At 73.9% G+C, this 25,254-nt stretch carries 25 protein-coding genes; 14 read left to right on the top strand and 11 right to left on the bottom strand.

The features are described 5' to 3' along the window. Window positions 1-38 precede the first annotated feature (38 nt). Together ACSDG8_RS28925 and ACSDG8_RS28920 are read right to left on the bottom strand one after the other, a co-directional pair. Entirely contained in the window at window positions 39-365 is a 327-nt protein-coding gene (locus tag ACSDG8_RS28925; protein ID WP_374223489.1) for an ArsR/SmtB family transcription factor, read from the bottom strand. Window positions 366-450: 85 nt separating this feature from the next. Continuing rightward, window positions 451-630: a hypothetical protein gene (locus tag ACSDG8_RS28920; RefSeq protein ID WP_210892170.1), complete on the bottom strand. Its 180-nt coding sequence runs from the start codon at window positions 628-630 to the stop codon at window positions 451-453. 59 nt (window positions 631-689) lie between these two features. On the opposite strand from ACSDG8_RS28920, the gene ACSDG8_RS28915 reads away from it, so the two are divergent. The 5 genes from ACSDG8_RS28915 to ACSDG8_RS28895 all read left to right on the top strand — a co-directional run bounded on the left by ACSDG8_RS28915 (window position 690) and on the right by ACSDG8_RS28895 (window position 3,823). Next, window positions 690-1,073 carry an ArsR/SmtB family transcription factor gene (locus tag ACSDG8_RS28915; protein ID WP_439427424.1) on the top strand — a complete coding sequence of 128 codons (384 nt, stop codon included), beginning with the start codon at window positions 690-692 and terminating at the stop codon, window positions 1,071-1,073. Window positions 1,074-1,152: 79 nt separating this feature from the next. Next, on the top strand, window positions 1,153-1,878 hold the full coding sequence (locus tag ACSDG8_RS28910) for a helix-turn-helix domain-containing protein (RefSeq protein ID WP_439427423.1): 726 nt from the start codon (window positions 1,153-1,155) through the stop codon (window positions 1,876-1,878). Then, on the top strand, window positions 1,875-2,960 hold the full coding sequence (arsB, locus tag ACSDG8_RS28905; protein WP_247678076.1) for an ACR3 family arsenite efflux transporter: 1,086 nt from the start codon (window positions 1,875-1,877) through the stop codon (window positions 2,958-2,960). Before ACSDG8_RS28910 ends, arsB begins: the two co-directional genes overlap by 4 nt. 14 nt (window positions 2,961-2,974) lie before the next feature. Continuing rightward, window positions 2,975-3,382, top strand: a complete 408-nt coding sequence (locus ACSDG8_RS28900; RefSeq protein WP_210892164.1) for an arsenate reductase ArsC — start codon at window positions 2,975-2,977, stop codon at window positions 3,380-3,382. A gap of 78 nt (window positions 3,383-3,460) precedes the next feature. Then, the gene (locus tag ACSDG8_RS28895) at window positions 3,461-3,823 is read left to right on the top strand and encodes an ArsR/SmtB family transcription factor (protein WP_210942389.1); all 363 of its coding nucleotides are present in this window, start codon (window positions 3,461-3,463) and stop codon (window positions 3,821-3,823) included. Window positions 3,824-3,879: 56 nt separating this feature from the next. On the opposite strand, the gene ACSDG8_RS28890 is transcribed toward ACSDG8_RS28895, so the two are convergent. Next, a complete protein-coding gene (locus ACSDG8_RS28890; RefSeq protein ID WP_210892159.1) occupies window positions 3,880-5,187 on the bottom strand; it encodes an FAD-binding oxidoreductase in 1,308 nt (435 codons plus the stop codon). A 46-nt stretch (window positions 5,188-5,233) separates the two neighbouring features. On the opposite strand from ACSDG8_RS28890, the gene ACSDG8_RS28885 reads away from it, so the two are divergent. Together ACSDG8_RS28885 and ACSDG8_RS28880 are read left to right on the top strand one after the other, a co-directional pair. After that, window positions 5,234-6,685 carry a PLP-dependent aminotransferase family protein gene (locus ACSDG8_RS28885; protein WP_247678075.1) on the top strand — a complete coding sequence of 484 codons (1,452 nt, stop codon included), beginning with the start codon at window positions 5,234-5,236 and terminating at the stop codon, window positions 6,683-6,685. 51 nt (window positions 6,686-6,736) lie between these two features. Next, on the top strand, window positions 6,737-7,411 hold the full coding sequence (locus ACSDG8_RS28880; RefSeq protein WP_210892157.1) for a pyridoxamine 5'-phosphate oxidase family protein: 675 nt from the start codon (window positions 6,737-6,739) through the stop codon (window positions 7,409-7,411). Window positions 7,412-7,460: 49 nt separating this feature from the next. Here the strand turns inward: ACSDG8_RS28880 and ACSDG8_RS28875 are convergent, their stop codons facing one another. Further along, window positions 7,461-8,366, bottom strand: coding sequence for a helix-turn-helix domain-containing protein (locus ACSDG8_RS28875; RefSeq protein WP_247678074.1), 906 nt, complete (start codon window positions 8,364-8,366; stop codon window positions 7,461-7,463). Window positions 8,367-8,664: 298 nt separating this feature from the next. Here ACSDG8_RS28875 and ACSDG8_RS28870 point away from each other — a divergent pair, with 298 nt between their 5' ends. From ACSDG8_RS28870 to ACSDG8_RS28845, 6 genes are read left to right on the top strand one after another with little or no spacing between them, the layout of a single operon-like run. After that, complete coding sequence (locus tag ACSDG8_RS28870) at window positions 8,665-9,042, top strand: cupin domain-containing protein (RefSeq protein ID WP_210892153.1); 378 nt, start codon at window positions 8,665-8,667, stop codon at window positions 9,040-9,042. Beyond that, entirely contained in the window at window positions 9,035-10,399 is a 1,365-nt protein-coding gene (locus ACSDG8_RS28865; RefSeq protein WP_210892151.1) for a class I tRNA ligase family protein, read from the top strand. Before ACSDG8_RS28870 ends, ACSDG8_RS28865 begins: the two co-directional genes overlap by 8 nt. After that, the gene (locus ACSDG8_RS28860; RefSeq protein WP_210892149.1) at window positions 10,392-11,429 is read left to right on the top strand and encodes an NAD(P)/FAD-dependent oxidoreductase; all 1,038 of its coding nucleotides are present in this window, start codon (window positions 10,392-10,394) and stop codon (window positions 11,427-11,429) included. The genes ACSDG8_RS28865 and ACSDG8_RS28860 overlap by 8 nt, the downstream gene beginning before the upstream one ends. Before the next feature lie 16 nt (window positions 11,430-11,445). Further along, window positions 11,446-12,705, top strand: coding sequence for a lysine N(6)-hydroxylase/L-ornithine N(5)-oxygenase family protein (locus ACSDG8_RS28855; RefSeq protein ID WP_439427422.1), 1,260 nt, complete (start codon window positions 11,446-11,448; stop codon window positions 12,703-12,705). A gap of 5 nt (window positions 12,706-12,710) precedes the next feature. Continuing rightward, complete coding sequence (locus ACSDG8_RS28850; RefSeq protein ID WP_247678073.1) at window positions 12,711-13,094, top strand: hypothetical protein; 384 nt, start codon at window positions 12,711-12,713, stop codon at window positions 13,092-13,094. Continuing rightward, a complete protein-coding gene (locus tag ACSDG8_RS28845; RefSeq protein ID WP_210892143.1) occupies window positions 13,087-13,794 on the top strand; it encodes a LysE family translocator in 708 nt (235 codons plus the stop codon). Before ACSDG8_RS28850 ends, ACSDG8_RS28845 begins: the two co-directional genes overlap by 8 nt. A gap of 49 nt (window positions 13,795-13,843) precedes the next feature. On the opposite strand, the gene ACSDG8_RS28840 is transcribed toward ACSDG8_RS28845, so the two are convergent. Genes ACSDG8_RS28840 through ACSDG8_RS28830 form a run of 3 tightly spaced genes read right to left on the bottom strand, consistent with a single transcriptional unit; the run spans window position 13,844 to window position 18,910 of the window. Further along, complete coding sequence (locus ACSDG8_RS28840; protein WP_210892141.1) at window positions 13,844-15,367, bottom strand: class I SAM-dependent methyltransferase; 1,524 nt, start codon at window positions 15,365-15,367, stop codon at window positions 13,844-13,846. Between the two features lie 34 nt (window positions 15,368-15,401). Beyond that, on the bottom strand, window positions 15,402-17,192 hold the full coding sequence (locus tag ACSDG8_RS28835) for an ABC transporter ATP-binding protein (RefSeq protein ID WP_210892139.1): 1,791 nt from the start codon (window positions 17,190-17,192) through the stop codon (window positions 15,402-15,404). Further along, entirely contained in the window at window positions 17,189-18,910 is a 1,722-nt protein-coding gene (locus ACSDG8_RS28830; protein WP_210892137.1) for an ABC transporter ATP-binding protein, read from the bottom strand. The genes ACSDG8_RS28835 and ACSDG8_RS28830 overlap by 4 nt, the downstream gene beginning before the upstream one ends. A 176-nt stretch (window positions 18,911-19,086) precedes the next feature. Between ACSDG8_RS28830 and ACSDG8_RS28825 the strand changes: the two genes are divergently transcribed. After that, window positions 19,087-21,078, top strand: coding sequence for an acyl-CoA dehydrogenase family protein (locus ACSDG8_RS28825; protein WP_210892135.1), 1,992 nt, complete (start codon window positions 19,087-19,089; stop codon window positions 21,076-21,078). Between the two features lie 24 nt (window positions 21,079-21,102). On the opposite strand, the gene ACSDG8_RS28820 is transcribed toward ACSDG8_RS28825, so the two are convergent. From ACSDG8_RS28820 to ACSDG8_RS28805, 4 genes are all read right to left on the bottom strand, one after another. Then, window positions 21,103-22,080, bottom strand: coding sequence for an HAAS signaling domain-containing protein (locus ACSDG8_RS28820; RefSeq protein ID WP_210892133.1), 978 nt, complete (start codon window positions 22,078-22,080; stop codon window positions 21,103-21,105). Then, complete coding sequence (locus ACSDG8_RS28815; RefSeq protein WP_210892131.1) at window positions 22,077-22,415, bottom strand: PadR family transcriptional regulator; 339 nt, start codon at window positions 22,413-22,415, stop codon at window positions 22,077-22,079. Before ACSDG8_RS28815 ends, ACSDG8_RS28820 begins: the two co-directional genes overlap by 4 nt. A 108-nt stretch (window positions 22,416-22,523) precedes the next feature. After that, window positions 22,524-24,005 carry a vanadium-dependent haloperoxidase gene (locus ACSDG8_RS28810; protein WP_210942390.1) on the bottom strand — a complete coding sequence of 494 codons (1,482 nt, stop codon included), beginning with the start codon at window positions 24,003-24,005 and terminating at the stop codon, window positions 22,524-22,526. Between the two features lie 181 nt (window positions 24,006-24,186). Next, on the bottom strand, window positions 24,187-25,125 hold the full coding sequence (locus ACSDG8_RS28805) for a ParB/RepB/Spo0J family partition protein (RefSeq protein ID WP_439427421.1): 939 nt from the start codon (window positions 25,123-25,125) through the stop codon (window positions 24,187-24,189). Between the last annotated feature and the right edge of the window lie 129 nt (window positions 25,126-25,254).

Here is a 25,254-nt window from a genome sequence, read left to right as displayed (position 1 = left end):
CGGCACGGACCGGGATCAGGTGACGGCGCGGCCGGCCGTCAGCAGGCTCCGACCGGATCGGGAGCCGGGCGGCCCATGACGACGTCGGCGGCGGACGGGAAGCATCCGACACAGGCGTCGTTGATGCGGTAATGGCGTGCGGTGCCGACCGGCTCGACGAGCACGAACCGCACCTCGGTGAGGATCTTCAGGTGCTGGGAGACGGTGGACTGGGCGAGCCCGACGGCGGCGACGATCTCCCCCACGCTCATCGGCCGGGCGTGGCGGGCCAGGTACTCCACGAGCTGCACCCGCGTCGGGTCTGCGAGTGCCCGGAACCACGAGGCATAGGTCTGCGCGGCGCCGCGGTCGAGGAGGTCGCCCACCACCACTCCCTCTATCGTTAATCGCCGATTAACGATCGAAGCGTAGCAGGTGCGGAACGGTGACCCGACGGGCGGTGCCCCCTTCTCAGCGGGGGGCGGTCAGCGCGTAGGCGGCGGTGCGGGCGCGGTCGTGGAGGCGTTCGATCCGCTGCGCGGTTGTGGACACCCGGGCACAGGAGTCGCAGAACCGGACCCCTGCCAGGACTGACAGCCGGCGACGCGGGAAGCCGAACATGGCGAGCCTCATTTCCTCGGGGAACTCCATCTTGATGCCTGTCTAAACAGAGATTTGCACGCTGATTAGATAGATGTCAACCTAGAGGCATGTCGAAGCACCAGGCGCCGATCCCGCTCCTCGACCTCAACGCCGACGCGCCCTGCTGTCCCCCGCTGGCGCAGCGCCGGGTCCCGGCCGAGACGGCCGCGGTGCTCGCACCCGCGTTCAAGGCCCTCGGCGATCCGGTACGGCTGCAGCTGATGTCAATGATCGCCTCCGCCGACGGCGGCGAGGCCTGCGTGTGCGACCTGACGCCGGCGTTCGACCTGACCGGGCCGACGATCTCCCACCACCTCAAGACCCTGCGCGAGGCAGGCCTGGTGGACGCCGAGCGGCGGGGCACCTGGGTCTACTACCGGGCGCGGCCACAGATCCTGCGCCAGCTCGCCAGCCTGCTGTCGATCGAGCCGACCGTCGCGACGCAGCGGTAGACCGCCGCTCGGCGTCCTGCGCTTCGATCCGCTCGATGCCGGCTTGACGCTCCCAGATTACTCAGCGATGATTGAGTCAATGGATACTGAGCCTTCATCCCTCGCCGCCCGTGCGCGGATCCATGCCGCGCTGGGCGATCCGGCCCGCCTGGCCATCGTGGACGCACTCACCCTGGGCGACGCCTCCCCCGGGGAGATCGCCCACGCCCTGGACATGCCGACGAATCTGGTCGCCCACCACGTCAAGGTCCTCACCGACGCCGGCCTCGTCGCCCGGGGCCGGTCGGAGGGCGACCGGCGGCGCACCTACCTGCGGCTCCGACCAGCCACCCTCTCCGCTCTCACGCCGCCGCCGCTGGCGGGAGCGCATCGGGTCGTCTTCGTCTGCACCCACAACTCCGCCCGCTCGCAGCTCGCCGCTGCGCTGTGGAAGCGACGCACCAGCGGCGACGCCGCGTCCGCCGGCACCAAGCCGGCACCCCGGGTCCATCCCCGCGCGCTCGCCGTGGCCCACCGCCACGCCCTTGACCTCAACCCGGGCGGCACCGCACACGTCGACGACATCGTCCGGGACGACGACCTGGTCATCGCCGTCTGCGACAACGCCCACGAGGAACTCACCGGGCCGGTCCGCCCCCGCCTGCACTGGTCCGTGCCGGACCCGGCCCGCATCGACACCGACGAAGCGTTCGAGGCGGCCTACGCCGACCTCGCCGACCGCGTCGACCGCGTCGCCCCGCACACCGCGGCGACCGCACCCGACGCGCACGCGCCGGCACCCATGACCCACGGGAGACACCCATGAGCACCGCCACCAGAGCCGACCACGCCCCGCCGGTGGTGGCACGCCTGCCGCGCCTCGACCGGTTCCTGCCGGTCTGGATCGGCCTGGCCATGGTCGCCGGTCTGCTGCTCGGCCGGATCGTTCCCGGCCTGGACGACGTTCTCGACGCCGTCGAGGTCGGTGGCATCTCCCTGCCCATCGCTCTCGGCCTACTGATCATGATGTATCCGGTACTGGCCAAGGTCCGCTACGACCGCCTCGACACCGTCACCGGCGACCGGCGCCTCCTGGTCTCGTCGCTGATCCTCAACTGGATCGTCGGTCCCGCCGTCATGTTCGCCCTCGCCTGGTTGTTCCTGGCCGACCAGCCGGAGTACCGCACCGGTCTGATCATCGTCGGCCTGGCCCGCTGCATCGCAATGGTCATCATCTGGAACGACCTGGCCTGCGGCGACCGGGAGGCCGCAGCGGTCCTCGTCGCCGTCAACTCGGTGTTCCAGGTCCTCGCCTTCGGCCTGCTCGGCTGGTTCTACCTGTCGGTGCTGCCGGGCTGGCTGGGTCTGGACGGCGCCGCGCTGGAGGTCTCCGGCTGGGAGATCGCCGGTAACGTGCTCGTCTTCCTCGGCATCCCCCTGCTCGCCGGCTACCTCTCCCGCCGCCTCGGCGAGCGCACGAAGGGCCGCGACTGGTACGAGCAGCGGTTCCTGCCCAGGGTCGGGCCCGTCGCCCTGTACGGACTGCTGTTCACCATCGTCGTGCTGTTCGCCCTGCAGGGCGAGGCCATCACCGACCGGCCGGCCGACGTGGCCCGCATCGCCCTGCCGCTGCTGGCCTACTTCGCCCTCATGTGGGCCGGCTCCTACCTGCTCGGCCGGGCCATCGGGCTGAACTACGAGCGCACCACCACCCTGGCGTTCACCGCGGCGGGCAACAACTTCGAACTGGCCATCGCGGTCGCGATCGGCACCTTCGGGGTCGCCTCCGGCCAGGCCCTCGCCGGCGTCGTCGGCCCGCTGATCGAGGTCCCGGTTCTCGTCGGCCTGGTCTACGTGTCGCTGTGGGCCCGCGCCCGCCTGTTCCCCGCCCGCGCGGCAACCACCTGAATCAGGGAGACCCGATGAGTGACAAGCCAAGCGTCCTGTTCGTCTGCGTGCACAACGCCGGCCGTTCCCAGATGGCCGCCGGGTGGCTGCGCCACCTCGCCGGCGACACGGTCGAGGTGCGCTCCGCCGGCAGCGCGCCCGCCGGCCAGGTCAACCCGGCCGCCGTCGAGGCCATGCGGGAGGTCGGCATCGACATCACCGGCCAGACCCCCAAGCTCCTGGCGTACGAGACGGCGGAGTCCTCGGACGTCATCGTCACGATGGGCTGCGGTGACGCCTGCCCCGTCTTCCCGGGCAAGCGGTACGAGGACTGGAAGCTCGACGACCCCGCGGGCAAGGGCGTCGACGCGGTACGCCCGATCCGGGACGAGATCCGCACCCGGGTGGAACGGCTGCTCGTCGAACTGCGCCCCGCCGCCTGACGCCCCTGTCGTGCGACTCACCATGATCCGGTCCTGGTTGCACCGGCAGGCGGCCGGTGTTGGTGCGACGATGCAGGCGTGGGAACTGCGAAAACTGCCACCCCTGCCATCTCGCCGCTGACCGGCGAGCCGATCAAGCGTGCCGACGCCGAACGCCTCGCGGGCGTCCTGAAGGCGTTGGCCGACCCGGCCCGGCTGCGGCTGCTCAGCCTGATCCAGTCCGCTCCGGAGGGCGAGGCGTCCGTAACCGACCTCACCGCGCCGCTCGGCCTCTCCCAGCCGACCGTCAGCCATCACCTCCGGATCCTCACCGAGGCCGGTCTGATCGAGCGGGAGAAGCGGGGTGTGTGGGCCTACTACCGCCTGGTGCCGTCCGCGATCTCGGCGATCGCCGAGTTGCTGACGCCGCCTCGTAAACGGCCGACGAAGAAGGTCCGCTGAGCGGGGGACTGCCGGGCTGCCGCGCGTGCCCGCCGGCCTGACCGGGCCCCGGAACGTCAGCCGGCCACCGGGAAGTTGGATCGGACGAGCGCGTCCGGGTCGTGGCGGCGCTTGACCGCCCGGAGCCGGTCGAGGACGGCGGGAGTGAACGCGTCGGCCACCGTCTCGTCCCGGTTGAGGAACGTCACCGGCTTGCGTCCGCTGACCGGCAGGGCGCCGGCGAGGTCCCGCTGGCGCGCCGTGACCGCCGCCGGGTCGGTGGCGGCACCGAACAGGTAGAGCGCGTACGGCTCGGTGAGCGGGCCGTGCGGGCTGTCGGAGGCCCGGGCGAGGGCGCCGCCCAGGTGCCGGAGCTGGACGCTCAGCAGCGGGGCGATCGGGTCGGCCAGCAGTGCCTCGGCCGCGTCGTCGTCGAGGCGGGTCAGCAGCTCGGCGCGGGAGATGCCCGGGCTGGGGTCGGTGGGTTCGGCCGTGATGCCGCCGAGTTCGGTGACCGGCATGACCCGCCTGCTGTCGGAGATCGGCGTCGCCAACCGGTCCAGCGGCGTGAGCAGGCTCCGCGCCCCGGCCTCGTCGCCGAGGTAGGTGACGTCGAGGGCCACCATCGGTTCGCCGCCGGGGAAGTGCAGCAGGTCCATCCACACGGTCAGCTCGTCGGGCGCGGTGGCGGTGATCCGCCGGAACGCCCGCAGCACGTCCCGTGACTGCGCCGCCGGCCACAGCATCCGTCCGCCGAACAGGCTCGGCGCGGGGTGCAGCGCGAGTTCGAGCGCGGTGACGATCGCGAAGTCACCGCCACCGCCGCGCAGCGCCCAGAACAGGTCGGGGTCGGTCTCGGCGGTGACGTGCCGGTGCCGCGCCTCGGCGTCCACGACGTCGAACGCGGTGACCGCGTCGGACACCCAGCCGTACGCGCGGCCGAACCAGCTCAGCCCGCCGCCCAGCGCCACCCCGGTCACGCTGACGACCGGTGAACTGCCGGGCAGCCCGGTGAGCCCGTGCGGCGCGGCGGCGGCCTGGAACCGGCCGGACGGCACACCCGCGCCGACCCGGGCCCGGCGGGCGTCCGGGTCGATCTCCACGGTGTCCAGGCGGCCGGTGCGCAGCAGGATCGTGCCGTCGGCACTGCCGCTGGCGCCGTGCCCGTTGGGCTGCGCGGCGATGCCCAGTCCGGCCGAGCGGGCGTACCGGACGAGCGCGACGACGTCGTCGGCGTCGGCGGCCTCGACAACGGCCACCGGCGACTGCTCGACGGCCAGGTTCCAGGCCCGGCCGGCCATGTCGAACCCGGCGTCCCCCGGCAGCAGGACCCGGCCCCGGACGGCGGAGCGCAGCGGGTGCGGGGCGTTCGTGATCGTGTCCATGAGCCCACACTAGGGTCGAAAAAGACCCGGACTAGGGTGCATTCGCATGACGGATTCGTGGGCCAATCCGGCGCGCCGGCTCGGCAGCGACCTGCATCTGGAACTGGCCGGCGCCGGTGGCCGCCGGTCCGCGCTCACCCGTGCCCTGCGGGAGGCCGTCCGGGACGGGAGGCTGGCCGCCGGCACCCTCCTGCCGCCGTACCGTTCCCTCGCCGCCGACCTGGGCCTGGCCCGCAACACAGTCGCCGCCGCGTACGCCGAACTGGTGGCCGAGGGATGGCTGGTCGCCCGGCAGGGGTCGGGGACGCGGGTGGCGCCGCGCGCCGAGCCCGCCCGGGTCGTCCGCGTCCCGAGGCAGACGCCCGCGCGTCCGGCCCCGGCCGTGCATCACCTGCGTCAGGGGCAACCGGATGCCGCCTCCTTCCCGCGCGCCGCGTGGCTGGCGTCCGCGCGCCGCGCCCTGACCGCCGCGCCGAACGAGGCGTTCGGGCCGGGCGACCCGCGGGGCCGCCCGGAACTGCGCCGGGCACTGGCCGCTTACCTGGCGCGGGCCCGGGGTGTCCGTACCACCCCGGAGCAGATCGTGGTGTGTTGCGGCGTCGCGCACGCGCTGCGGCTGCTCTTCGGCGGCCGGGTTCTGCGCGGCCCGCTGGCGGTGGAGTCCTACGGGCTACCGTTCCACCGCGCGGTCCTGGCGGCGGCAGGCGTGCGTACCGTCCCTCTCACGCTCGACGCGGACGGGGCCCGCACCGAGGAGCTGGCGGGCCTCTCCGGGGTGCGGGCGGCGCTGCTCACGCCGGCGCACCAGTTCCCCACCGGTGGCCCGCTGCATCCCGGGCGGCGTCTCGCCGCGGTGCGGTGGGCGGAGGCGCGGGACGGGCTGATCCTGGAGGACGACTACGACGGCGAGTTCCGGTACGACCGGGATCCGGTCGGGGCGGTGCAGGGCCTGGCCCCGGAGCGGGTGGTCTACCTGGGTTCGGTGAGCAAGAGCCTCTCCCCCGCGCTGCGTCTGGGCTGGATGGTGCTGCCCGAACGGCTCGTCGGCCCGGTGCTGGCCGCCAAGGGCGAGCGGGAGGCGTGGGCGGGCGTGACGGACCAGCTCACCCTCGCCGACTTCCTCGACTCCGGCCGGTACGACCGGCACGTGCGCCGGATGCGGCAGCGGTACCGCGCGCGTCGCGACCGCCTCGTCGCCACGCTCGCCGCCCACGCCCCGCACGTCACGCCGACCGGCGTCGCTGCCGGGCTGCACGCCGTGCTGCGCCTGCCCCCGGGCACCGAACGCGCGGCGGTCGAGGCCGCCGCCGGGCGGTCGATCGCGCTCGACGGGCTGGCCGGCTTCCGCCACCCGGACGCCGTCATGCCCGCCCCCGACGGCCTCGTGGTCGGCTACGCGACGCCGCCCGAGCACGCGTACGCCGCCGCGCTGGAGGCGCTGTGCCGCATCCTTCCCCCGGACCCCGCTCTCCCACCGGTCCGGCGGGACGGCCCTTGAGGACCGCGGCCCGACCCGGTAGAAACGGCGGGGCCGACAGGAGAATCAGCCATGACCGATATCGACGGGCGGTTGTCCGCGACGCCGCGTACGACCCTGCGCCGGATGAAGGAGAAGGGGCACCGCGACCGCGCCGCCCTCTTCGACGTGCTGCGGGCCGCCTTCGTCTGCCATCTCGGGGTGCTCGTCGACGGCGGTCCGATGGTGGTGCCGACCGTCTACGGGTTCGACGACCGGCACCTCTACCTGCACGGCTCGGTGGCGAGCCGGAGCCTCACCACCGACGCCGAGGTCTGCGTCACTGTCACAGTGGTCGACGGCCTGGTCCTGGCGCGGTCGGTGTTCGAGCACGGCGTCAACTACCGCAGCGCGATGATCTACGGCCGGCCCCGGTGGGTGACGGACACCGAGGAGAAGCTGCACGGCCTGCGGCTGCTCACCGAGCACGCCGCCCCCGGCCAGTGGGACCACGCCCGCCGCCCGAACCGCCGCGAGCTGGCGGCCACCGCCCTGCTGGCGCTGCCGCTGGCCGAGGCGTCGGTCAAGACGCGCAGCGGCCCGCCGGACGACGGCGACAGCCCGGACGCCGCGCTCGGACTCTGGGCCGGCGAGCTTCCGCTCGTCGCCCGCTGGGAGCAGCCGGTGACCGATCCGGCGCTCCCGCCGACCGCGCCGGTGCCGGCCCACGTGGCCGCCCGCGCGGGCACCCGCGCCGACCGGCGCTGACCGCCGGGGCGCCCGCGCTGCCACGCGACCGCCCCGGTCCACCGGTCCGCTACCGCAGTTGACGGGCCACCTCGGCGAGCGGCAGCCGGGGCGCGACGGCGGCGCGGGCGGCGACCACCGCCAGCGCCCGGGGCACGCCCGCGCAGTGGGCGATGATCTGCCGTACCGCCTCGCGTTCGGCGGTGAGGCGACGCTCGCCGAGACGGGCCGCCAGCAGCTCCCACGCCTCGCCGGCCGCCAGCTCGTCCACCACGACCGGACGCGCGGCCTCGCCGACGACCAGCCCGGTGAGGCGGTCCCGGCTGGTCACCACCACCATGCAGCCGGGGACGCCGGGCAGCAGCGGCCGCACCTGGTCGGCGTCGCGCGCGTCGTCGAGCACGATCAGCATCCGGCGCCCGGCGAGGATGCTGCGGTACAGCCCGGCGCGCGCGGCCGGGCCGCAGGGCATGCCGCCGGGCACGTCGAGCGCCTCGATGAGGCCGCCGAGCGCCTCCGCGGGCGTCACCGCGGGCCGGCGCGGGTCGCTGCCGCCGAGCTGGACGTGCAGCACCCCGTCGACGAACCGGGCGGCGGACCGGTGGGCCCAGCGCAGCGCCAGCGCCGTCTTGCCGATCCCGGAGCGTCCGGTCAGGACGCACACCACGACACTGGACATCCGCCGCGGTCCGCCGTCGAGCAGCCGGTCGAGTTGCCGCAGTTGTGCCGATCGGCCGGTGAAGCCGGGGATCTCCAGCGGCAGCTGCATGGGGCGGATCCGGGCCGGCGCCGGATGGGCGGGCAGGCCGAGCACGTCGCGCAGCAGCCGCACGGTCGCCGGCCGCGGACGGGTCACCCGCGACGACTCCAGGTTGCGGATGCTCCGGACGCTCAGTCCGGTGCGGGCGGCCAGTTCCTCCTGAGTCAGGTTGGCCCGTCGCCGAGCGGTAGCAATTTCGTCACCCAACGTATCCATGTAGCCGATCACAGCGTCGTCTCCGTACCGGTTCTGGTGGATTCGTGCAGGCGGACCACCACGCCGCGGCCACTGAGCGGGCAGTCAGCGGCGCCATTGCCGGTGATCTGCCGGTGAAGCGCCTGTTGGCCAGACGAGGTTAGGTCCACAGTGGGACCGACGCTATCGACCGCAGTCGAATTGCCACTTCGGCAGGCGGCGGGCTCGGCGTCGCAGAAGCACCACTTCCGGTCACTCTCCGCAAACCCTGATCCGTCCGGCGCGCCCGACGGGCGTCGCGCCGTCCAGGAGGACGAACATGCGAAGGTACGTCAGCGACACCGCCGAACTCACCGACGAGTACGGCATCCAGATCGGCCGCTGGACCCAGTACCGCGATCTGGGCCCGTTGCCGTTCGACGCCATGTGGTGCGTGATCCCGCCCGGTGGCAGCAGCACCGAGGACGTCCACCCCGAGGTGGAGTTCGCCGTGGTGACCCGCGGCACCGCCATCTACGAGGCGGGCGGCGAAAAGGTCGAGGTGCCGACCGGCGGGGTGATCCTGCTCGAACCCGAGCAGCGCCACGTCATCCACAACCCGTCCCCCGAACAGCCGCTCACCATCCTGAGCGTCTACTGGATGCCGCGCCCCGAGACCGGGCAGCCGGACGCGGGCGACGGGGCCGACCGTGCCTGACGGTCCGGCCGGGCGGGGCGCGGTTCTCCTGGTCACCCCGCCGCCGACCCCCAACGGTCCGCTGCACCTCGGGCACCTCAGCGGCCCGTACGTCGCCGGGGACATCGCGGCCCGCGCGTTGCGCGCCGCCGGCCGCCGAGTGGTCACCCAGTGCGGGCTGGACGCCCACCAGAACTACGTGCTCGCCCGGGCGGAGGCGCACGGCGAGACGCCCGCCGATACCGTCGCCCGCTACGGGTCGCTGATCCACGCCGCGCTGCGCGCCGCGCGCATCCGGTACGACGTCATGGCCGACCCGCTGGCCGACGAGGCGTACCGCCGGGCGGTGGCCGGCCTGCTCACCGAACTGGTCGAGGCGAAGGTGGTCGAGGTCGCCCCGGTGTCGCTGCGCGCCTGCGCGGCCTGCCGGCGGACCCTGCACCACGTCCGGGTCGCCGGGCGCTGCCCGGCCTGCGGGGCCGGCGCGAACGGCGGCACCTGCGAGGGGTGCGGCGGCTTCTGCACCGCCGCGAACCTGGTCGACGCGCTGTCGACCTGCTGCGACGCGCCACCGGAGCCGGTCACCCACACGGTCCCGGTGCTGCGGCTCGACGAGCACCGGGAACGGCTCGCCGAGTTCTGGTCCGGTGCGGTGCTGCCGCCCCGGCTGCGCCGGCTCGTCGCGTCGTACCTGGACGGCGGGCTGCCGGAGGTGCCGCTGGCGTACCCGACGGACTGGGGCATCGAGTGGGACGACGACCTGCGCATCGACGTCTGGGCCGAGATGGCCCTGGCCAACCTGCTGCTGCCCGCCCGCCACCTGCGGCCGGGCGCGGACACCCTGGCCGGGTACCTCGACGCGTGGCGGGACGTGGACGAGCAGTGGATCTTCCTGGGGGTGGACAACGCCTTCTACTACGCGCTGCTCATTCCCGCCCTGCACCTGGCGGCCGGGCTGCCCGACCGGCCGACCGGCCTGGTCGTCAACGAGTTCTACCGGCTCACCGGCGTGAAGTTCTCCACCAGCCGTGGGCACGCGATCTGGGCGCACGAGTTCCTGTCCGGCGAGGACCCGGCCGTGGTGCGGGCGTTCCTGAGCTGGGACCGGCCGGACCGCTACGAGTCGGACTTCCGGCCGGAGGTGTACGAGGCGTTCAAGGCGCGCTACGCCGCCACGCTCGCCGGTGACGTGCCCGGCCTGGACGGTGTGCTCGCCGACGTCGAGCTGACCCGGGGCGAGCAGGCGCTGCGCCCGGCGCACTTCGACCCCGCCACTGTCGTGCGGGCGGCGCTGGCCGCGTACCCCGGTGACCCGGACCGGGCGGCCCGCCTGCTCGGCGTCGTCGGCGGCGCGGAACGGGCGGGCTCCGATGGGTGAGCCCCGGGTGCTCGTCGTCGGCGCCGGCCTCGCCGGCGTCCTGCTCGCCCGGCGGCTGCGCGACGCGGGCGCCGAGGCGGTGCTGGTCGGCCCGCACGGCGGCGGCCCGGGCGGGCGGCACGCCGACGCCACCGCCGCCTCGGGCGGGCTGGTACGCGCCTTCGAGCCCGATCCGGCCGCCCGCTCCCTGGCCACCGCGAGCCTCACCGAACTGCTGGACGATCCGGCCCTCGCGACGGCCGCCGGGTGGCGGGCCACCGGTTCGCTCTACCTGCTCGACGCCGTCGGCGCCCAGGCGGCGGCCGGGGTGACCGGGGCCGAGGTGCTGACCCGCGACGAGGTCGCCCGGCGGTTCGGCTTCGACCGGCTCCCGGACGGCACGGTGGCGGTCTGGGAGCCCGGGGCCGGCCACCTCGACCCGGACCGGTTGCGCCGGGCCGTGCTGCGGGGCCTGGACCGGACCGAGACCACGCCGGTGGCCCGCCTCGGCGACGGCGCGGTCGAGCTGCGCGACGGCCGCCGGCTCACCGGCGACCTCGTCGTCGTGGCGGCCGGGGCCTGGACGCCGGGCCTGCTGCGCGCCGCCGGGCTGCCGACCACGTTGCGCACGAAGCACATCCAGTACGCCCACGTCCGCACCGGCCGGGCCGACCTGCCCTGTTTCGTCGACGAGACGAGCGGCCTCTACGGGCGGCCCGCCGGTCCGGGGCGCGTCCTTCTCGGGCTGCCCAGCGACCGCTGGGACGTCGACCCGCCGGCGCCCGCGCCGGACACCGGGCTGGCGGCGCGGGTCCTCGCGGTCGCCGCACGGCGGCTGCCCGGCCTGGACCCACGCCCGGACGGCCCGCCGGTCAGCGCCGCCGACTGCTACAGCGACCCGCCCGGCCTGGCCCTGCGCGCCGTGGCCGGCGCCGTGCACACCTTCACCGGCGGCAGCGGCGGCGCCGCCAAGACCGTCCTGGCCGCCAGCCGGCTCGCCGCCACCGCGCTGCTGAACTCCCGATCCGCGATCCGTGTCCCGCACGGCTAGACACAGAGGCAGACTGATGACGCAGACCTATCACACAGTGGGAATTGGCGCGGGGCCGGCGAACCTGAGCCTCGCCGCGATGTACGACGCGCTCGCGCCGCACGACATCGCGCTGTTCGAGGCCCGGGACCAGCCGGGCTGGCACGACGGGATGCTGCACAGCGGCGTACGCATGCAGACCGGCTGGGTCAAGGACCTGGTCTCGCTCTACGACCCGACGCACCCGCTGTCGTTCCTCAACTACCTGGTCACCACCGGCCGGGTCTACGCGCTGCTGGGCGCCGGGTTCGACACCATCCCCCGGATCGAGTACCAGCAGTACCTGGTGTGGGCGGCGGAACAGCTGCCGCGCATCACCTACGGCACCCGCGTCGACCGGGTCGAGTTCGACGGCGCGCTCGTCAGCCGCAGCGGCGGCACGGAGGTCGCCCGCTCCCAGCACCTGGTGCTCGGCAGCGGGACCGTCGCCTTCGTACCGGAGTTCCTGGACGCCCTGGACCCCCGGCACCTGTTCGTCGCCGACGAGCTGAACCGGCGCCTGGCCGGCGTGCCCGACGAGCCGGACCTGCCGTGGGTCGTGATCGGCAGCGGCCAGACCAGCGCGGAGTGCGTCGCGGCGCTGCTCGCCCGCGGCTGCCGCGACATCAAGTGGATCGGCCGGCGGTCCTGGTTCACGCCGCTGGAGGACTCCCCCTCGGCGAACGACCTGTACCGGCCCGCCTACCAGGAGGCGTTCCTCAACCTGTCCCGCGACGTGCGGGAACGGCTGGTGTCCGGGCAGATCCTGACCAGTGACGGCATCTCCCCCGGCACGCTGCGCGGCGTCTACCAGCACAACTACGAGGAGCGGCTGCGGACCGGGCGGTACCCGGTCACGATCATGCCGAGCCGTACCGTGACCGGCGCGCGGCAGCTCGACGGGGAGGTCGAGCTGGAGTGCCTCACCGCCGGCAGCGGCGAGGAGCGGCACCGGGCGGTGAACGTGATCGTCGCGGCGGGACGGCGGCTGGCCCCGCTGCCGTTCGATCCGGAGATGTCCGCGCTCATCGACGTGGACGAGCGCGGCGAGCCGGTCATCGAGTCGGACTACTCGATCCGGTGGAAGCACGCCGACGACCACAAGATTTTCGTGCTGAACCGGGGGCGGTACGTGCAGGGGCTCGTCGACTCCAACCTGAGCATCCTGCCGATCCGCAGCGCGATGATCCTGAACTCCATCGCCGGCCGCACTGTCTGCCGGTTCCGTGACGACTACGTGAGCACCCGGTGGGCGTGAGGGCGATGACGTCATTCGACTACGACGGCCGTGTCTTCGTCTCGGTGGACCACGACGCCGGTGCCGGCGCGGAGCCGCTGCGGGGGCACTACCACCAGCGTGGCGACCTGGTCTGGGCGGAGATCACCGGCGGCCCGGTGCGGCACGGCCGGCTGGCCGGCACCTGCGACGCGCAGGGCGTGGTGCGCTTCGCCTACCTGGAGGTGCTCACCGACGGCACCATAGTGGTCGGCGAGTGCGAGTCGCGGCCCGAGCGGCTGCCGGACGGCCGGATCCGGCTACGGGAGCAGTGGCGGCGGCACGGACCACGCCAGGACAGCGGCGTCTCCGTCATCGAGGAGGCAGCGCCGGCGCTCGCCGGAGGACAGGAGAGCCGGCGTCGTGTCTGACATCCAGATCATCAGTTTCGTCGCCGCCAGCCTGCTCATCATCATCGTGCCGGGCGTCGACTTCGCGCTCGTCACCCGGCAGACCGTCAGGTACGGCCGGCGGGCCGGGTTCGTGGTGCTGGCCGGGCTGTTCGTCGCCGCGCTGGTGCACGCGTCGTTCGCGACCGCCGGCCTGTCCGCCCTGCTGGTGTCGTCGCCGACGCTCTACACGGTGCTGCGCGTCGCCGGCGCGCTGTACCTGCTCTACCTGGGCGGCACGATCCTCTGGGCGACCCGGCCGCGCCGGGCGGTCCCGGCGGCGCAGCCGGTCACCGTCGGCGCGGGAGCCGCCGGGGCGGGCACGGACACGGACACCGGCGCCGCCGGGCCGGTTCCGGACCGGCCGGCCGCCGACGAGCCGCACGTGGCCCGCCGCTCGTTCGTCATGGGCGTCACCAGCCAGCTGCTGAACGTCAAGGTGGTCGTCTTCTACGTCTCGTTCGTGCCGCAGTTCGTCAAGCCCGGCGACGGGGCGGCGGCCCGTACGGCGGTGCTCGCCGCCACGTTCATCGGTCTCGCCGTGCTCTGGTGGGCCTGCTACATCATGCTCATCGACAGGTTGCAGCCCTGGCTGACCCGGCCGTCCGTGCTGCTGGTGATCGAACGGCTGACCGGGCTCATCCTGATCGTCCTGGCGATCCGGATCGCGCTGAGTCACTGAGCCGCCGAGCGACGACGGCGCCCGCCGACAGCGGCGGGCGCCGTCGGTCTCACGCGTTGCGGGGGCGGTGGGCGACGGTGAGGACGTGGGTGGTCGGCCAGTCGAGCGGCCGGCCGTCCAGGTCGGTGAGGGACGCGACGGGCGCGATCCGGTTGTCGATCACCCACTCGTTGCGCACCGGCGCCGAGGCCGGGCCGATCTCGAACCCCGCCTCGGTGAGCAGGGCCGTCCAGTCGGCGAAGCTCAGCCCGCAGAACTGCTCCTGCGTCTCCGACAGCCAGTTGTCCGTGTAGTCCTTGCGGGTCAGGTAGTCCATCGCGGCGCCCAGCGCCAGGCGCACCGCGCCGTCCGGGAGCGGCTCGTAGGCGAAGTCGAACGCGAAGTCGACGGCGAACTGGTCCAGCCGCGCCCGCGTCGACAGCCCCGCGACGTAGCGCCGGACCTCCGCCGAGGTCAGCTCGGCGAGGTCGCGGCGGGGCGCGGCCGGGTTGTCGCCGTCGTCGGCGCTCAGCCGCAGGATCACCTGCCGGCCGGGGTCGTCCGGGCCGCACACGTCGCTGTTGATCCAGACGCCGCCGGGCACCGTGTGGTCGTGGATGCGGCGGGCGAACTGCAGCAGCGACTCCCGCCGCCGCCCGTACGACCAGATCTCGTGGGTCAGCGCGAACGTGAGCGTGGTGTCGACCGAGCGGTCCTTGAACACCGCACCGCCGAGGACGTTGCGGTGGAAGAAGTAGACGTTGGCGTTGCGGAACACGCCCTGCGCCTTCTTGTGCAGGCACTCCTGGTAGAGGTGGCGGGCGACCTCCACGCCGATCAGGTCGCTCTCGCGCAGCGCGGCCTCGCGGTCGGCCAGTTCCAGGACCGCGCCCGCGCCGCAGCCGATGTCCACGATGCGGCCGGGCTGCACGTACCGGCGCACCGAGTCCCACTTGCGCTGCGCGGCCGTGGCGAACGCCTCCACGTACGTCCGGTAGTCGCGGGTCACGGTGAGGCCGCCCTCGTCGCCGACGAGCGGGTCGTTCACCACCGACCGGATCGACTCGACCAGGCGGTAGCGCTCGAACACGTCGATCGTGGCCGGGTGGGTCAGCCTGCGCCAGGTTTCGTCCCCGGCGGCCAGGCGCAGCAGCACGTCCCACGGCCGTTCGGGCGGCTCGGGCAGGCCCGGGTCCGCCTCGACCTGGGCGATCGGGAAGCCGAGCTGCTCGTACAGCTTCGCGACCTCCGGCGTTGAGCAGGCCAGCAGCGTGTCGGCGGCTGTGAGTTCGAGCCCGGTGGCCACCGCGATGGACTTCAGCGTCACCTCGGCGAACGCGTCGGTGTACGCGGTGTCGAAGATCGGCACCACCACCGAACGCAGCCCGCTCAGCACGCTGAACCGCTCGATCGCGGCTTCCCGCCGGTGATACGGCACCGGGTTGCGCCGGGTGTTCTCGTGGTTGGCCGAGGTCACCGCCCAGACCACTGTGGCCTCGTCCCCGGCCAGCTGCCGCAGGTAGTCGGCCTGGAACCGGGTCAGCAGGTGGTGCCGCCCCGGGAAGAGCACGAAGCGGGCCGGCGCGTCGGTCATGTTCCCCTCACCTGGGCCGATGGGCGGTGCGCGATCATACCGGGACGCTCCAGGAGCGCCAGAGACGCCCGTACCGGCCGTCGGCGGCGAGCAGTTCCGAGTGCGTGCCCTGCTCCACGATGCGCCCGTGGTCGAGCAGGACGATCCGGTCGGCGGCGACCGCCTGGCTGAGCCGGTGGGCCACGATCAGCGTGGTCAGTCCCTCGGTCGCGGCCAGCGCCGCCCGGTCCAGGTCGCGGGCGCCGGCGCTGCCGGCCTCGGCGGTGGCCTCGTCCAGCACGGCGACGGCGGGCGCGGCCAGCACCAGCCGGGCCAGGGCGACCTGCTGGGCCTGCGCCGCGGTGAGCCGGTGGCCGCCCTCGCCGACAGCTGTGGCCAGCCCGTCCGGCAGCGCGCGCAGCCAGGTGGTCGCGCCGACCCGGTCCAACGCGTCGAGCAGTTCGGCGTCGGTGGCGTCCGGGGCGGCCAGGCGCAGGTCCTCGGCGAGCGGTCCGGCGAAGACGTGCACCTCCTGGCTGACCAGCGCGATGTCGCGCCGGACGGCGTGCTCGCCCCGCTCGGTCAGCGGCACGCCGCCCAGGCGTACCGACCCGTCGGTGGGCGCGATGATCCCGGCGGCGATGCCGGCGAGCGTGCTCTTGCCCGCGCCGCTGGCACCCACGAGCGCGACCCGCTCGCCCGGCGCCAGGCGCAGCTCGACGTCGGCCAGGACCAGCGGGCCGTCGTCGTCGTAGCGGTGCCGGCGGACCGTGACGTGCAGCGCCGCCGGGCCGCGCCGCCCGGCCCGCGCGGGTGCCGGGCCGGACGGGGCGGTGTCGGGCAGCGTGGCCACGCCGACCAGCCGGGCGAGGCTCGCGCCGGCCTGGAGCACCGAGTCGGACTCCATCAGCAGCAGGCCGATCGGGTTGAACAGGCGGTGGAAGTAGAGCGCGGCGGTGGTCGCCGCGCCCACCGTCACCAGGTCGGCGCGGACCAGGAAGAAGCCGGCGACGAGCACCGCGGCCAGGCCGAGGAACTCCGACCTGTTGATCCGCAGCCCGAAGCGGGTGTGCAGGTTGAAGATCTCCAGTGACAGGTCGCGGGCCACGCCCGAGCGCTCGGCGATCGCCGTCACGTGCGCGTCCTCGGTCCGGTACGCGCGCACGGTGGCCGCGCCGCGCAGCGCGCCGGCCATCGCCTGCGTCCGCTCGCCGGTGGCGACGCGCTCGCGGGCGTAGTACGGCATCGACCGGCGCAGGTACCAGCGCAGCGCCAGCGCGTAGGCGGGCGCGGCGACCAGTCCGGCGAGGCCGAGCCGCCAGTCGAGCGCGACCAGCCCGAACACCGTCAGCACCACGGACAGCAGCGCGCCGACGAACGCCGGGCCGCTGACCGCGATCACGTTCGTCACCACCGCCACGTCGTCGCCCACCCGGGCCAGCAGGTCGCCGGTGCCGGCCCGTTCCAGCGTCGCCGAGGGCAGGTGCAGCGCCCGGTCGAGGACCCGCTCGCGCAGCCGGGCCAGCACGGTCTCCCCCAGGCGGGACGCGAGCGCGGCCCCGGCTGCGGTGAGCAGTCCGGTGAGCACGGCCGCGGCGGCGATCACCGCCACCCGGCCGGCGATCCGGGAGACCGGGGCGTCGGCGATGACGTCGTCGACGAGGCGGCCGAGCACCCAGGGGGCGACCAGCCCGCCGGTGGCGGCGGCGACGAGCACGGCGGTCGCGGCGGCGCTGAGGCCGGGCCGCCGCCGGAACTCCGCGCCGAGCGTCGTCCAGGTCCGCCGGGCGGTCGCGGTGGGCAGCAACGCCCGGGCGGGTTCGGCGGTACGCGGGTCAGCGGTCACCGCAGTGTCTCCTCGCGGTAGCGGGCGTCGGTGGCCAGCAGGTGTTCGTGCGGCCCTTCGGCGGCCACCCGGCCGTCGGCGATCACCACCACCCGGTCGGTGATCCGCAGCAGGGCGGGGCTGCTGGTGACCAGCAGCGTGCCCCGGGGCGCTTCGCGGCGCGCGCCGGCCAGTCCGTCGGCGAGCTGGGCCTCGGTGGCCGCGTCCACGGCGGTGGTGGGGTCGTGCAGCACCAGCACCGGCGGGTCGGCGTGCAGGGCCCGCGCCAGCCCGAGCCGCTGTCGTTGCCCGCCGGAAAGGTTGGCGCCCCGCTCGACGAGCCGGTGGCCGAGGCCGCCGGGGTGCGCGTCCACCACGTCGTCCGCCGCGGCCGCCCGGACCGCGGCGCGCAGGCGCCCCTCCTCGGTCCTGCTCCCGGCGGCGAGGTTGGCGGCCACTGTGCCCTCGAACAGCGTCACGTCGTGCGGCTCGACCAGCACGGCGCCGCGCAGCGCGTCGACGTCCAGGTCGTCGGCGGGTACGCCGTCGACGCGTACCGTGCCCCGGCGCAGGTCCGCGGGCACCCGTCCGGACAGCAGCGCCACCAGCGCGTCCGCGTCGGCCGGGTCGTACGCCAGTACGCCGACGATCTCCCCCGGGTCGACGCGCAGGCACACCCCGTCCAGCGCGGCGTGCCCGACGTGGTCGAGGACGAGCCGCGGCCCGTCCGTGCTCTCCGGCCGGGGCGCGTCGCCCGGCCGGGTCAGCGGCTCGGCGCCGAGCACGCGCGCGACCCGGGCGGCGGAGGCGCGGGCCATCGCGAACAGTTGCACGCACCAGCCCAGCGTCTGCACCGGTTCGGCGACGAACTGCGCGAGGCCGACCACTGTGACCAGTTCGCCGATGGTGAGCCGGCCGCGCAGGGCGAGCCAGCCGGCGACCCCGGCGACGGCGGCGAGGAAGAGGCCGTTCGCGGCGGTGGTGAGCCCGAGGTGCAGGCCCTTGGTGTTGGCGGCGCGCAGCGTCACGGCGAGGGCGCGCCGGCTGGCCTCGGCGTACCGGCCGGCGGCGTGGTGCTGGGCGCCGATGCCGCGCAGCACGCGCAGGCCGGAGACGAGGTCCACGGCGAGCGCCGTGGTCTCCGCGAGGGCCTCCTGCTGGGAGGCGCTGCGCCGGGACAGCAGCGGCGCCATCCGTTGCAGCGCCAGGACCAGCACCGGTACGCCGATGAGCACGCCGAGTCCGAGCGGGACGTCGATGACCAGCAGCGCGATCGCCGCGACGGTCAGCGCGCTCACCGCGGCGACGCCGAAGCCGGCCACCCGGACCACGTACGCGGAGAGCTCGGCGTCGGAGGCGGCGACCGAGAGCAGTTCGCCGTCGCGCAGGCCGGAGCGGTGTCCGCGCGGGTCGAGCGCGCGCTCGGCCAGTTCCACCCGCAGCAGGTGCGCCTCCCGTTCCACGGCCGCGAACGCCTGGCGGGCGCCGTTGCGGTAGGCGAACGCCAGCACGGTGAACAGGGCGGCGAGGCCGGCGACGGAGTACGCGAGCGCCCACGGGTCGCCGGTCACCACGGCCCGGTCGATGATGACGCCGATCGCCACCGGCACGAGCGCCTCGGTGACCTGGTGCAGCCCGAGCAGGCTAACGCCGATCAGCACCGGGCGGCGCTGGCGGCGCAGCGCCTGGCGGAGCACGTGCCGGGCGGTGACGGCGCTGCCGGGGGGAAGCGGGGACACGAGGGGATGCCTCCAGTGCTGGGAAGTGAGGACAGCCTAACCTCAGCTTCGCGGGTGGCCGCACCGCCGGGGGTGGCCGGGCTCACCACGCGCTCCGCCAGCGGGGCGCGATCACCGCCGGTAATGTTGATCAGGCCGAGAGTGTACGTAAATGTCCGCTGCCCCGAGGAGTGACAATGCTCGATCACGCATCCGGCCGCATCGACATCACGCGCCTGCGGGAAACGCTCGACGGCCGGTGGGCCGAGGTCCGCCGGGCGCACCGCGAACACCTCGACGAACGCTTCCTCCCGGTGTACGGCGAGACCGGCGACCAGGCCCGCGAGCGCATCACCCAGCTGCTGTCCGAACTCCCCGTCGAGCTGGGCATCGCCTCCGGGTTCCCCGCCGAGTACGGCGGCCGCGGCGACGTCGGCGCCTCGATCGTCGCCACCGAGATGCTGGCCCAGGTGGACCTGTCACTGATGGTGAAGGCCGGCGTGCAGTGGGGCCTGTTCGGCGGCGCGGTCGCCGCCCTCGGCACGAAGCGGCACCACGACGCCTACCTGCGGGACATCGTCGCCGGCCGGCTCTTCGGCTGCTTCGCGATGACCGAGACCGGCCACGGCTCGGACGTGCAGCAGCTGCGCACCACCTGCACGTACGACCCGCAGACGCAGACCTTCGACCTGCACACCCCGCACGAGGCGGCGCGCAAGGACTACATCGGCAACGCGGCCCGGGACGGGCGGATGGCGGTGGTGTTCGCGCAGCTGATCACCGGCGGGCGCCGCCACGGCGTGCACGCCTGGCTGGTGCCGATCCGCGACGAGCACGGCAAGCCGATGCCCGGCGTGACCATCGGTGACGCCGGATCCAAGGCCGGCCTGCTCGGCGTGGACAACGGGCGGCTCAGCTTCGACCACGTGCGGGTGCCGCGGAACATGCTGCTGGACCGGTACGCGCAGGTCGCCGAGGACGGCACGTACTCCAGCCCGATCGAGAACGACTCCCGGCGCTTCTTCACCATGCTGGGCACCCTGGTCCGGGGCCGGGTGAGCGTGGGCGGCGCCGCGTCGGCGGCCACCAAGTCGGCGCTGGCCATCGCGGTGCGCTACGGCGACATCCGCCGGCAGTTCAGCGACGCCGACGGCGACCGCGAGGTGCTGCTCAACGACTACCTGGCGCACCAGCGCAAGCTGCTGCCCGCGCTGGCCACCACGTACGCGCTGACCTTCGCCCAGTCGGAGCTGGTCGCGGCGCTCGACGACATCCAGGGCGGCGACGGGCCGGTCGACGAGCACCGGCAGCGGGAGCTGGAGTCCCGGGCCGCCGGTCTGAAGGCGGCGCAGACCTGGCACGCCACCCGCACCATCCAGATGTGCCGGGAGGCGTGTGGCGGCGCCGGCTACCTGTCCGAGAACCGCCTGCCCAGCCTCAAGGCCGACACCGACGTCTTCACCACCTTCGAGGGCGACAACACGGTGCTGCTGCAACTGGTCGCCAAGGGGCTGCTGACCGGCTACCGCGACGAGTTCGGCTCGCTCGACGGCTGGGGACGCGCCTCCTTCGTCGCCGAGCAGGTACGCGAGATGGTGCTGGAACGCACCGCCGCGCGGGCGCTGATCGCGCGTCTGGTCAGCGCCGTGCCCGGCCGCGACGACGAGGTCGCCGTCACCGACCGGGGCTGGCAGCTCAAGCTCTTCGAGGACCGCGAGGAGCACCTGCTCGACAGCGCGGTACGCCGCCTGCGCGGTGGCGCGTCCAGCAAGAAGGACCGCCCCTTCGACATCTTCAACGACGTCCAGGACCACGTCCTCGCCGTCGCCGCCGCGCACATCGACCGGGTGACGCTGGAGGCGTTCGTCGCCGGGATCGACGCCACCGCCGACCCGGCGGTCAAGGAGCTGCTGTCCCGGGTCTGCGACCTGTACGCGCTCACCGTGATCGAGGCGAACAAGGGCTGGCTGCTGGAGCACGGCCGGCTCACCCCGGCCCGCTCGAAGACCATCACCAGCGTGGTGAACGGGCTGCTCAAGGAGCTGCGCCCGTACATGCGCACGCTCGTGGACGGCTTCGCCATCCCGGACGCGTGGCTGCACGCCGCGATCCTGCGCGAGGAGCCCGCCCGGCAGGAGACGATGGCCGCGCACGACGCCGCCGGCGATCCGCAGGCCGTCGCGGCCTAGCCGGCCGGCACCACGGCCCCCGGGTCAGCCTCCGGGGGCCGGCGCGGGTTCCGGCCGGGCCGGTGGGCCGGGCGTCGCGGCGGGCTCGCCGTCGGTTGCCCGCGACGCGGCGTACGCGCCGGCGCCGAGCGCCAGGTACAGCCCGCCGAAGAGCCAGAACGCGGCGAACAGGAAGCCGCGCTCGGTCATCGCGAGGACCATGACCAGCGCGCCGGCCAGCGCGGTCACCGCGTACCCGGCCCGGATCCCGTAGGCGCACAGCGCGCCGGCCGCGAGCGGCCCGGCGATCCACAGCGCCGCGCCCATCCAGCCGACGCTGACCGATTCGCCGGCCGACGCGACCGCCACCAGTACGCCGGGCATCGCCACGACGCCACCGGTCAGGTAGCGCCACCACCGTCCACCGGCTCCGCGTCGCACGGCCCACGGCACGATCGCCGCCGCCCAGGCCATCAGCGCGAGCGGGAAGTAGTACAGGCCCGTCTCACCGGCCGCGCAGGCGAACATGGTCAGGACCGCCGCGCCGGCGAACCGTACCCCGGCGCGTACCCGGGCGGGCGCCACGAGCGGCGCGGCCGCGACGAGCGCCGGCAGCAGCGTGAGCAGTGCGATGCCCGGGCCCAGCCGGCGGAGGACGCCCTGCTCGCCGGCGTCGGCCTGGATCGGCTCCACCGGCACTGTGGACGGCAGCAGGAAGCTCACGCACACGGCGATCAGCACGCCGGCCGCCACCGCGACCAGGGACAGGGTCCGCCCGGCCCGGTCCGTGCGGTCCTGGGCGGGCAGCCCCAGTTCCTCCCGCGCCGCCCGGGCCACTTCCGGCGCGCCGCCGAGGCCGGCGAGGATCTCGCCGATGCTCCGTCCGCTGTCCAGGGCGTCGGCGATGTGCGCGCGGACATCCGCGACGATCTCCTCCGCCGTGCCGGACGGGACGTCCGACAACTCCGCGTCCAGCTCGCGCAGGTAGGTCCACGCCGCCTCCGGGAGGCCGTCGTCGCTCATGCTTCCTCCCCCATCAGATCGTCCACGTGCGGCTGGATCTCCCGCCACACCGCCGCGAACACCCGCAGGTGCGCCCGCCCCTGGTCGGTGATCGCGTAGTACCGCCGGGCGTGCCCCTGCTCGGGGGCCACCCACCGGGTCTGCACGGAGCCGGCCTGCCGCATGCGGGCGAGCAGCGGATACAGGCTGCCCTCGCTCGCGGTCAGCCCGCGGACGGCGAGCCAGTCGGCCAGCTCCAGGCCGTACATGTCGCGCCGCGAGAGCAGCGCGAGCACGCAGTACTCCAGCACGCCCTTGCGGATGTTCGTGGTGATCCGCTCACGTGCGCCGTCCATGCTTCGCAAGATACCTTGCTATGCAAGCCATCTTGCGAGGGGGCCGGAACGCGTACTGCCGGCCGCGCCCGTGGGCGCGGCCGGCAGCGTGAACCGGTACGCGAGGGGTCAGTGCCCGTTCAGCTTGCTCTGGACGAAATCGAACGCACGGTCGCCGATCTGCGGCGCGTACTGGTCGGCGGCCGCCACCGAGGCGGGGAAGTTCTCGCCGGCCCAGACCCGGCTCTGCCCGCACTCGGCGGCCCACTCCGAGTAGCTGTTCCAGGTGAGCATCATGTCGGCGGCCGGGGTCACACCCGGCTCCACGATCGAGGAGCCCTTGCGGATCGGGATCACGACGGTCAGCTTGTCCGTGCCGGTGAACCGGCGCGCGACCTGGGCGTAGGCGACGCAGACCGCCGCGTTGACCGACGGGTACTCCGGGGCGGCGATGGCGACCGAGCTGAGGTAGCTGCGCCACTCCTTGCCGGTGATGTCGTTGACGGTGCCCCGGCCCGGGCCGCCCCACGCGGTCAGCTTCTTGTTCGGGTACAGGTGGCGGATCGCGCTGAACGGCTGCACCGAGTCGTACTTGCGCATGTGGTACCAGGACGCGATCGCCACGTCGAACCCGGCGACGTCCGTCATCACGATGAACCGGACGGAGTCCTCGGTGTTGTACCGGCCCCGCAGGAGGGTGTGCGCGATCGCGCCGTACGGCGTGATGTTGTCGCTGAAGATCTCCGCGGCCATCTTCTTGTGGTCGTCCAGGCCCGCCGAGGCGCGCAGCACCTCGTCGGCCTGCTTCCGGTAGCCCTTCGGGTTCAGGAGGTGGTGGTTCGGCGGCGGGGTGACCCGGAACTGCTCGGGCCGCTCGAAGGTGATCGGCTTGGCCCGGCCGAACTGGGGCGTCGCGAACTCCTGCGTCAGGACGACCTCGCGCTTGGAGATGGTGTTCGGCTGCCAGCGCGACGGGAAGCGCAGCTCGTACGGGCTGTTGACCGGCCGGTAGCCGGTGTAGTCGGCGTACGGCTCACGGTTGTAGCGACGGCCGCCCTCGTCGCCGTCGCGGTTCGTGCCGTCGTTGCGGCGCACCGCCATCGCGTTCTTCGCGGCGAGGATGCCGATGCCGCTGGCGGTGGTCCGGTCCTCCGTGGTGACGGCCGGGTCCAGGCCCGCGGTGGCCATCATCCGCTGCCAGGTCGCCTCGTGCTGCGGGTAGAGCTTGCTGAGCGAGGTGTAGGCCGAGTAGATGACGGCGATGTTCTTGTTGCGCGTCGTGTGCTCCTCGGCGGGACGGCGGCCGATGGTGGAGAAGATGCCGACGGCGGTGGGGTGGTACGCCGCCAGGGCGTCGAACCACGGCAGTTCGATGAGCATGGCGCGGTCCGCGGCCCAGGACCCGGGCCGGCCGCTGTACTCGACCCGCGGCTCGGTGTTGAGGGCCGGGTAGATGACGTCGGTCAGGGCGTTCCCGTTGTCGAGGTCGAAGGTCGGCGCCTGCGGGGCAGCCGCCACACCGTTTGTCAGCGACGCCACCAGGGCGATCGCCGCGGCGACGGCCGCGACACCCCCGAGATGCCGTTTCCGCGGCCGCCTCAGAATGTTCACCGGGAATTCTCCTCTCCATTGGACCGCCGCAGAAATGTGCTCACCGAAAAATGAGGGCAGCGGATCGAAGGAACATTAACGCGCGTTATTCAAGCCGGTCCACTACTCGATCGGGTAGTGGCCGCGACAGTGGAATTCGACGCGCTGTCGGCAACCACCGTAAATATGCCGGTCGCCAATTTCACGCCCGGTCCTCCAGTTCCTGGGCGAACGCCAGCCAGGCGCCGGCGCACGAACGGGCCAGCTCGGCCACCGATTTGCGCCAGTACGGCGGCACGGCGTCGACGAACTCGCGCAAGGCGGCCGGCTCCACCACGTGCCCGTCGGCCCAGCGGACGAAGGCCCGGCCCACCTCGGCGTACTTCACCGCGGGGTCCCGGATCAGGTTGCCCCGTACCGCCGGCCAGTCGACGGGCGGCGCGGAGGGCTGACCGGGCCGGCGCCGGCGCGCCTCCGGCCCGTCGTCGGCGGCCGGCTCGGGCTCGGCCGCCGGTCGCTGCGGGGCCAGGACGGGGTCCCGGCCGGCCTGCAACCGGGCGCGCACGTCGCGCGCCGTGCCCACCGACACCCCGGCCTCCTTCGCGATGGCACGCAGGGGCGCGTCCGGCCGGAGCGCGATGACCGCGCTGGCCCGCCGCCGGCCCGCCGAGCCGTCCAGCGGGCGCACCCGCCCGTCCCGTCCCACCCGGCTGCCCTCCCGCGCCGCCGGTTGCAGCAGGCGGCGCCGGATGCCGCTCGCCGTGGTCGGCGACAGGCCGGCGGCCGCGGCGACGGCGCGATCCGACCACTGCGGAAACAACCGCAGGATGCGGGTGGCGGCGGCCTCCCGGTCGGCGCGGGACAACGGCAGCCCGTGTTTGATGTTGGCGTCGACGGAGAGCAGGAACGCCTCGGCGTCGTCGCCGTCGAAGAACGTCACCCGCACGGTCTCGTCGCCGCGCAGCTTGGCGGCCCGCAGCCGGTGCATGCCGTCGATCACCCGCATCGTGCCGCGCTGCACGAGGATCGGCGGGAGGTCGCGCATCGCGGCCAGCAGCCGGATGTGCTCGACGTTCTCGCCCGCCAACCGCGGGGAGTCACCGGGCAGCAGCGCGGAAACCGGAACCGTCTCGCCAAGCACAGACCGATCCTCCGTAGCTGCATCGGGCAGGGGAAATCTCTCGTCGTTGCCCTTCACTTCCAGCGTGTTTGAGCTGCCCCACATTGGAAACACTCGCTTCAGCTGAGACAGGATTCAGTGCGGATAGGA

Source organism: Micromonospora sp. LA-10, assembly GCF_051853095.1.
Lineage (GTDB): Bacteria > Actinomycetota > Actinomycetes > Mycobacteriales > Micromonosporaceae > Micromonospora > Micromonospora echinospora_A.
This window is presented reverse-complemented; position numbering and strand designations above follow the sequence as displayed.